Source organism: Streptomyces bambusae, assembly GCF_019400985.1.
Lineage (GTDB): Bacteria > Actinomycetota > Actinomycetes > Streptomycetales > Streptomycetaceae > Streptomyces > Streptomyces bambusae_A.
In genome coordinates this window covers 1-7,617 of sequence record NZ_WTFF01000342.1, presented here as the reverse complement: position 1 = coordinate 7,617, position 7,617 = coordinate 1, and the positions used below count along the sequence as shown (strand labels likewise).

Here is a 7,617-nt window from a genome sequence, read left to right as displayed (position 1 = left end):
AGAAGTATGTAAGTGACAGTACGAGGACGTCGGCCTGGCGGCCCTGTCGGGTGGCACGGGCGACGCGGAGCGCGCGGGCGGGCCCGCTGACCGCCCGGCGGGCCACCCGGGCGTGCCACCCGGGCGTGCCACCCGGGGCGCGCACGGAGGGACGTACGGAGAGGACGTACGGAGCGCGGGGGCGCGTACGAAGAGGCCGCACGCCCCGGAGCGCGCCCGGGCCTGGCCCGCCCGGCCCGGCCGGACCTGTCCGGACCCGCCCGGACCCGCCCGGAACGCGGAAGGATCAGTGGCGGTAGAAGATGCGGTCGCCGTACTCCCGCATCACGCGGCCGTTCCACTCGTGGCCGCCGTCCACGTTGCCCGAGCGGAGCAGCGGCACCTCCAGGCCGCGGGCGGCGAGTTCGCCGGCGGCCGCGGCCAGCACGGCCTGCATGATCGCGCTGGTGACCACCGTGGAGGCCGGGGCGAACGGAGCCTCGATGCCGTCCAGGCTCAGTTCCGCGTCGCCGACGGCGATCTTGCTGTCGACGACGATGTCGCAGTGGTCCTTCAGGAAGGTGCCGGAGGCGTGCCGGGACCGGGTCCCCTCCGCGTAGGCGATCGAGGTGACGCCGATGACCTTCAGGCCCAGCGCGCGGGCGTTCATCGCCATCTCGACGGGCAGGGCGTTGCGCCCGGAGAGGGAGATGACCACCAGGACGTCGCCCGCGGCGGCCGGGCTGCTGTCGAGGACCGCGCCGGCCAGCCCGTCCACCCGTTCGAGGGCGCTGCCGAGCGTCGCCGGCATGACGTCGACCCCCGCGGTGCCGGGGACGGCGAGGAAGTTCATCAGGGCGAGGCCGCCGGCCCGGTAGACCACGTCCTGGGCGGGCAGCGAGGAGTGGCCGGCGCCGAAGGCGAAGAGCCGGTTGCCGGAGGCCACCGCGTCGGCGACGGCGGTGCCGGCGGCGGCGATGCGGGGCGCCTCCTCGTCCCGGACGCGCTGCAGCAGCCCGATGGCGGCGTCGAAGAACTGACCGGCCAGCTTGCTCTCGCTCATGCGCCGAGGACCCTTCCGGTGATGGGGTGCGTCCGTGTCCGCCGCTCACCGTGCGGTCTGTACCAAGGGCGTGTCAATACAGGCGTCAATCCGCGGACGGAACCGGGGAAGGAACCGGGGACGGGACGAGGAAGGAAGGCCCGGGAGGTCCAGGCGCGGGACGGTTGTGGGTGCGATGCGTCAGAATTGCAGCAGGGCCAGCGCACGCAAATCCGAGGGGCACGAATGTCCGGACTGATCGACACCACGGAGATGTACCTCCGTACCATCCTTGAGCTGGAAGAAGAAGGTGTGGTCCCCATGCGCGCCCGGATCGCCGAGCGGCTGGACCAGAGCGGCCCGACGGTCAGCCAGACGGTGGCCCGCATGGAGCGCGACGGCCTGGTGGCCGTCGCCAGCGACCGGCACCTGGAGCTGACCGACGAGGGCCGCAGGCTGGCCACGCGCGTCATGCGCAAGCACCGCCTCGCCGAGTGCCTGCTCGTGGATGTGATCGGCCTGGAGTGGGAGCAGGTCCACGCGGAGGCCTGCCGCTGGGAGCACGTGATGAGCGAGGCGGTGGAGCGGCGCGTGCTGGAGCTGCTGCGCCACCCCACGGAGTCCCCGTACGGGAACCCGATCCCGGGCCTGGACGAGCTGGGCGAGAAGGCGGAGGCCGACCCCTTCCTCGACGCCAGCATGGTGGCCCTCTCGGAGCTGGACCCGGGCGCCGAGGGCAAGACGGTGGTCGTGCGCCGGATCGGCGAGCCGATCCAGACGGACGCCCAGCTGATGTACACGCTGCGCCGGGCGGGCGTGCAGCCCGGCTCGGTGGTCAGCGTGACGGAGTCGCCCGGCGGTGTGCTGGTCGGTAGCGGTGGCGAGGCGGCCGAGCTGGCGGCGGAGATCGCCTCGCACGTGTTCGTGGCCAAGCGCTGAGTCCGCTGAGTCCACTGCTTTCCGTGTCCGCGGTGGTGCGCCCGCATTCCGGGGTAGTGCCCCGCATTCCGGGGTAGTGATGGTCCCGGCGCCTTGCGGCGCCGGGACCGGTCCTCCCCTTGTCGACCCGGAGCCCCGAGCTCCCAGGGTCTTCCCCTCGGACCGTCTTCCCCGAGCGGCCCGCCTCCCGATGAGAGATCTCCCCTCGGCAGCGGCGGCCAATCCTTGAGCAAGGTCACTCGAAAGAGCGGTGTTGGCGGCGGAAAGGCCGCTTTCGAATGCGGGTTCGATAGTCTGGCTCGGAACCGAAGGGGGTGCATCTGCGGTGGTACAGCGCTTCGATGTGACAGGACCCGACGGCGTGCGGCTGGCCGCCTGGGAGTTCCGTGAACCGGACTCCGAGGGGCCCGACGGCCGCCCCGCCGTGCTGTTACTCCACGGTCTGATGGGCCGCGCGTTCCACTGGGCCGGCACCGCCCGCTGGCTCGCCCCGCGCCATCGGGTCGTGGCCCTCGACCAGCGCGGCCACGGCCTCAGCGACCGGCCGTCCGCCGGCCCGTACACCCGCGAGGCCTTCGTCGCCGACGCCGAGGCCGCCGTCGAGCAGCTCGACCTCGCCCCCGTCACCCTCGTCGGCCACTCCATGGGCGCCCTCACCGCCTGGCAGCTCGCCGCGCGCCGGCCGGACCTGGTGCGTGCGCTGGTCATCTGCGACATGCGGGCCTCCGCGCTCGGCGCCGCCTCGCAGCGGGACTGGGAGGACTGGTTCCGGCGCTGGCCGCTGCCCTTCCCGACACAGGACGCCGCCCGCCGCTGGTTCGGCGAGGACGACCCCTGGGTGGAGCGCCCTTGTCCCGGGCGTGGCGACTTCTTCGCCGAGGTCATGCAGCAGGGGCCGGACGGCTGGCGCCCCCTCTTCTCCCGCCGCCAGATGCTCACCGCCCGCGAGACCTGGGTCCACGACGCGCACTGGGAGGAGCTCGCCCAGGTGCGCTGCCCCACCCTGGTCGTGCGCGGCCTCGACGGCGAGCTGGGCCGCGCCGAGGCCCAGGAGATGGTCCGCGTGCTGCCGGCCGGGCAGTACGCCGAGATCCCCGACGCCGGCCACTACCTCCACTACGACCAGCCGGCCGCCTGGCGCGCCGTCCTGGAGCCCTTCCTGGACGGCGTCCCGGCCGGCCCCTGAGCCGGCGGCGCCCGCTCCCGCACCGACGGCGTCCGCTCCTGCACCGACGTGTCCGCTCCCGCACCGGCGGCGCCCCGGCTCACACCGAAGGCGCCCCGGTCCGCACCGACCACGCCCGTTACCGCAACGGACGGCGCCCGTTTCCGCACCCACCCCCGTCAGGTGCGGAAACGGGCGCCGCCCGCGCGAGCCGCGCCGCGCCGGTCAGCCCTTGCTGACCGCCTGGAGGATCTCCGGCAGCGAGCGCGCCACCTTCGGCGCGGCCAGCCGCAGGCCCGTCCACGAGGCCAGCAGGCCCCAGGTGACGCCCGCCGGGAGCAGCACCCACAGGGCCGCGTGGAGCCCGGCCACGTGCATCCAGATGGTCAGCGCGATCAGCGGGGCGCACAGCACGGTCGCCGAGAGCAGGCCCAGGGCGATGCCCGCCCAGGCCAGCCCGGCCTGCCCCGGGGCGACGTTCTTGAACGCGCCTTCCGAGGGGATGGAGTACGGGTAGTACGCCGAGGCCAGCGCGCCCGTGCACAGCATCGCGCCCAGCAGGCCCAGCGCCAGCCCGAGGACCTCGGGCAGGGCGGCCCAGTTGCCGACCAGGGCGGCGGTGGCCACGGTGACGAGCACCGTGTACGGCACGGTGACCACGGCCAGCGCCAGGGCCCGGGCGCGCAGTTCGGCGTAGGCGTCGCGCTTCGTCGAGATCGTCTGGGCGACCATCCAGAACGCCGAGGTGTCCTGCCCGAACTGGTTGTACATCTGCACGCCGAGCATGCCGGCGCCGAAGCACGCCAGGTAGACGGAGCCGGTGCCCTGGAGGGCGTTGAAGACGGGCACGATCAGGCCGATGGCGAGCGCGGTCACGAACGCCGACTTGGCCTTGGGGTCGCGCACCGCGTACCGCAGCGTGCGCTGCATGGTCGTGCCGGTGCGGCCGCCGGGCAGCAGCCGCCACAGGCCGCCGCCCGCCGCCTGCTCCCGCGCCGGTCCGGCCGCGGCGATGGTGGAGCCGTCCGGGGTCACCATGAGCTTGGTCAGGCTGCGCTCCCACGCCCACATCAGGCCGGCCAGGGCCGCCAGGGTCAGCAGCAGCTGCGCCGCCGCCTCGCCGTAGGCGCCGGCGGAGACGGAGTCCACCATCCCGACCGCGGTGGCCGGCGGCAGCCACCGTACGACCGCCTCGACCGGCTCCAGCGCGGTCAGGCCGCCGGCATCGGCCAGGCGCTGGCTGCCGAAGTTGACCAGCTGGGCGCCCACGGCGATCAGCAGACCGCTGAGCACCGCCAGGTCACGCCCCTTCCGGCTGCTCAGCAGCCGGACGTTGGCCGTGGCCACGGCCCGGGCCAGCGCCACGCACACCAGCAGGAGCAGCGGCACGGCGAGGACCCCCGCCGCGACGGCGGCCCCGCCGTGGGCCACCGCCGCCACGGAGCCGACGGCCAGGCAGACCGTGAACAGCGGGCCGGTGCCCACCAGCGAGGACACCAGCAGCGCCCGCACCAGCGGCCGGGGCCGCAGTGGCAGCATCACCAGCCGCGAGGGGTCGAGGGTCTCGTCCCCGGCGGAGAAGAACAGCGGCATGAACGCCCAGCCCAGCGCCAGGATCCCGGCCAGCACCACGACGACGGTCCCCGCGTGCGCGTGCCCGCGCAGCATGGCCAGCACCAGCCCGATCAGCGCCGCGCACAGCAGCGAGAAGACCATGGAGCTGATGAAGGCGGCCTTGCGCTTGGAGGAGCCCCGCAGCCCGTTGCGCAGCAGCGCGAGCTTGAGGTGGACGAACGTGCTCGTCAGGGACGGGGCCGCGGCGGCGGCGGACCCGGCGGGCTGCTGAACGGCGCCCGGGTCGGCGCCGAGGTGAAGAAGGCGCTGCTCGCCGACGCCGGCCGCTACACGTGGGCCGCCGCCACGACCGGGGCGCAGAACGCGGCGAGCTACCAACTCGCCACCGGCCACCCGGTGATGCCGATCGGCGGCTTCAACGGCAGCGACCCCTCACCGACCCTGGCGCAGTTCCAGGCGTACGTGCGGGAGGGCCGCATCCACTACTACATCGGCGGCGGTTCGGGCATGCGCGGCGCGGGCCCGGGCGGCGGCACCAGCAGTGCGATCGCCACGTGGGTGGAGGAGCACTACACCGCGGTCACCGTCGGCGGGGTCACCCTGTACGACCTCACCGCCGCCCCCAAGGCCTGATCCCGACTGCGCGCCCGGGGTACCCGGTAGCGGGGTGCCCCGGGCGCGCCCGGCCGGTTCAGTCCTCCGGCGAAGCCGGGGCCGCGGCCCCGGTCAGCGGCTTCGACTTCAGGGCGACCTCCCTGATGAACACCACGAGCACCAGCCCCAGCAGGGCGAACGGCGCCGAGTAGAGGAAGACGTCGCCGACGCCGTGCCCGTACGCGGACTCGACGACCTCGCGGATCGGCGCGGGCAGCTTGTCCAGGTCGGGGATGCCTCCGCCGCCGGTGCCGCCGCCGGTTCCGCCGAGCGCGGCGGCCTTCGGGCCGAGTGCGGTCAGGCCGTCCTTGACGTATCCGGTGACCTGGTGGGCCATCACCGCGCCCAGCGCGGAGACGCCGACCGCGCCACCCAGCGAGCGGAAGAACGTGACGACCGAGCTGGCCGCGCCCAGGTCCTCCGGGGCGACCTGGTTCTGCGTGGCGAGTACCAGGTTCTGCATCATCATGCCGAGGCCGAGCCCCGTCAGCGCCATGAACAGGGCGATCTTCCAGTACGGGGTGTCGTAGCGCAGGCTGCCGAGCAGGCCCAGGCCCGCCGTCAGCAGCACACCGCCGGAGACCAGCCAGGCCTTCCACTTCCCGGTCCGGGTGATGACCAGGCCGGAGACGGTGGAGGAGACGAAGAGGCCGCCGATCATCGGGATGGTGAGGACGCCGGACATGGTCGGCGACTCGTTGCGGGCGAGCTGGAAGTACTGGCTGAAGAAGACCGTGCCCGAGAACATCGCGACGCCCACGAACAGCGAGGCGGCCGAGGCCAGGCTGATGGTCTTGTTGCGGAACAGCCGCAGCGGGATGATCGGGTCGCTCGCCCGGGACTCCACGAGCACGAACAGCGCGCCGAGGGCCACCGCGCCCGCGGTCATCGTCCAGGTCTGCCAGGAGATCCAGTCGTACGAGTCCCCGGCCTGGGTCACCCAGATCAGCAGCAGCGAGACCGCGCCGCTGATCAGGAACGCGCCCAGCCAGTCCACCTTGACGTCGCGGCGCACCACGGGCAGCTTCAGGGTGCGCTGGAGCACGATCAGGGCGATGACGGCGAACGGCACGCCGACGTAGAAGCACCAGCGCCAGCCCAGCCACTCGGTGTCGGTGATGACGCCGCCGAGCAGCGGACCGCCGACGGTGGCGACGGCGAACACCGCGCCGAGGTAGCCGCTGTAGCGGCCGCGCTCCCGCGGGGAGATCATCGCGGCCATCACGATCTGGGCCAGGGCCGACAGGCCGCCCACACCGATGCCCTGGACCACGCGACAGGCGATGAGCGTGCCCGTGTTCTGGGACATGCCCGCGACGACCGAGCCGAGGACGTAGACCACCAGGGAGATCTGGACGAGCAGCTTCTTGCTGAAGAGGTCGGCCAGCTTGCCCCACAGCGGGGTCGCGGCGGTCATCGACAGCAGGGCGGCGGTGACGACCCAGGTGTAGGACGACTGGGTGCCGCCGAGGTCGGTGATGATCTGCGGCAGGGCGTTGGAGACGATCGTCGAGGACAGGATCGCCACGAACATGCCGAGCATCAGCCCGGACAGCGCCTTCATGATCTCGGGGTGTGTCATGGGTGCGCCGTCCGGCGTGGTCGCCGTGCGGCTGCCGCCCCGCACACCGGTCGGTGTGGTCGTAGCCATGTGTGTCCTTCGGTCAGAAGCTGTCGCAGACGCTGCTGCGGAGCCGGGCCAGCAGCGTGTTCAGTACGGCGATGTCCTCGGCCGGCCAGTCGGCGAGGACCCGTTCGAGGGTGGCCGTGGCCCGGGCGCGCAGCTCGCCCAGGAGCGTGCGCCCGGCGGGGGTGAGCCGCAGGATCCGGCACCGGCCGTCGCCCGGGTCGGCCTCGCGCTCGATCCAGCCGCGTTCGACGACGTGGGTGACGTGCCGGCTGGTCACCGAGATGTCGACCGCGAGGAGCTCGGAGAGCCGGCTCAGCCGCATCTCGCCGTGCCGGTCGAGCACGGTGAGGACGGCGGCGGGGCCCGGTGGGCAGTCGTGCGGCAGCGTGCGCGCGAGGTCACGCCTGACCGCGCCGATCCCGGTGAGCTGGCGGGCCAGCTCCTCGTAGTGCGTGGTCGCCCGGCGCCCCGTGGTCGTGGCCTGCACCTCACCCTCCCATCTTGTTGCTTAGAGCAACCATAGAATCGGATGGTTGTTACAGGCAAATGAATAGGGAGGGGGAGGCGGTAAAGGAATCGGAAAACCCGGCAAGGGGTGCCCGCCGGGAAGCCTGAGCGGCGGGCGGCGGGCGG

General features: G+C 73.2%; 7 protein-coding genes. 3 read left to right on the top strand and 4 right to left on the bottom strand.

Annotated elements, in window-relative coordinates; all coding sequences use genetic code 11:
- Positions 1-286: 286 nt before the first annotated feature.
- Positions 287-1,042: an SIS domain-containing protein gene (locus tag GPJ59_RS30770; protein WP_219671197.1), complete on the bottom strand. Its 756-nt coding sequence runs from the start codon at positions 1,040-1,042 to the stop codon at positions 287-289.
- A 225-nt stretch (positions 1,043-1,267) separates the two neighbouring features.
- Between GPJ59_RS30770 and GPJ59_RS30765 the strand changes: the two genes are divergently transcribed.
- Together GPJ59_RS30765 and GPJ59_RS30760 are read left to right on the top strand one after the other, a co-directional pair.
- A complete protein-coding gene (locus GPJ59_RS30765) occupies positions 1,268-1,960 on the top strand; it encodes a metal-dependent transcriptional regulator (protein WP_219671196.1) in 693 nt (230 codons plus the stop codon).
- Between the two features lie 325 nt (positions 1,961-2,285).
- Complete coding sequence (locus GPJ59_RS30760; RefSeq protein ID WP_219671195.1) at positions 2,286-3,146, top strand: alpha/beta fold hydrolase; 861 nt, start codon at positions 2,286-2,288, stop codon at positions 3,144-3,146.
- Positions 3,147-3,350: 204 nt separating this feature from the next.
- Here the strand turns inward: GPJ59_RS30760 and GPJ59_RS30755 are convergent, their stop codons facing one another.
- Entirely contained in the window at positions 3,351-4,841 is a 1,491-nt protein-coding gene (locus GPJ59_RS30755) for a transporter (RefSeq protein WP_374200958.1), read from the bottom strand.
- Between the two features lie 69 nt (positions 4,842-4,910).
- On the opposite strand from GPJ59_RS30755, the gene GPJ59_RS30750 reads away from it, so the two are divergent.
- Positions 4,911-5,333 (top strand): hypothetical protein, encoded by a 423-nt coding sequence (locus GPJ59_RS30750; RefSeq protein ID WP_219671199.1) that lies wholly within the window; start codon positions 4,911-4,913, stop codon positions 5,331-5,333.
- 58 nt (positions 5,334-5,391) lie between these two features.
- On the opposite strand, the gene GPJ59_RS30745 is transcribed toward GPJ59_RS30750, so the two are convergent.
- Both GPJ59_RS30745 and GPJ59_RS30740 read right to left on the bottom strand, forming a co-directional pair.
- On the bottom strand, positions 5,392-7,005 hold the full coding sequence (locus GPJ59_RS30745; RefSeq protein WP_219671194.1) for an MDR family MFS transporter: 1,614 nt from the start codon (positions 7,003-7,005) through the stop codon (positions 5,392-5,394).
- A gap of 13 nt (positions 7,006-7,018) precedes the next feature.
- The gene (locus GPJ59_RS30740) at positions 7,019-7,471 is read right to left on the bottom strand and encodes a MarR family winged helix-turn-helix transcriptional regulator (protein WP_219671193.1); all 453 of its coding nucleotides are present in this window, start codon (positions 7,469-7,471) and stop codon (positions 7,019-7,021) included.
- Between the last annotated feature and the right edge of the window lie 146 nt (positions 7,472-7,617).

Coding starts and splice junctions, on each gene's coding strand:
- GPJ59_RS30770 (WP_219671197.1), bottom strand. CDS start 1,042: ATGAGCGAGAGCAAGCTGGCCGGTCAGTTCTTCGACGCCGCCATCGGG.
- GPJ59_RS30765 (WP_219671196.1), top strand. CDS start 1,268: ATGTCCGGACTGATCGACACCACGGAGATGTACCTCCGTACCATCCTT.
- GPJ59_RS30755 (WP_374200958.1), bottom strand. CDS start 4,841: ATGGTCTTCTCGCTGCTGTGCGCGGCGCTGATCGGGCTGGTGCTGGCC.
- GPJ59_RS30745 (WP_219671194.1), bottom strand. CDS start 7,005: ATGGCTACGACCACACCGACCGGTGTGCGGGGCGGCAGCCGCACGGCG.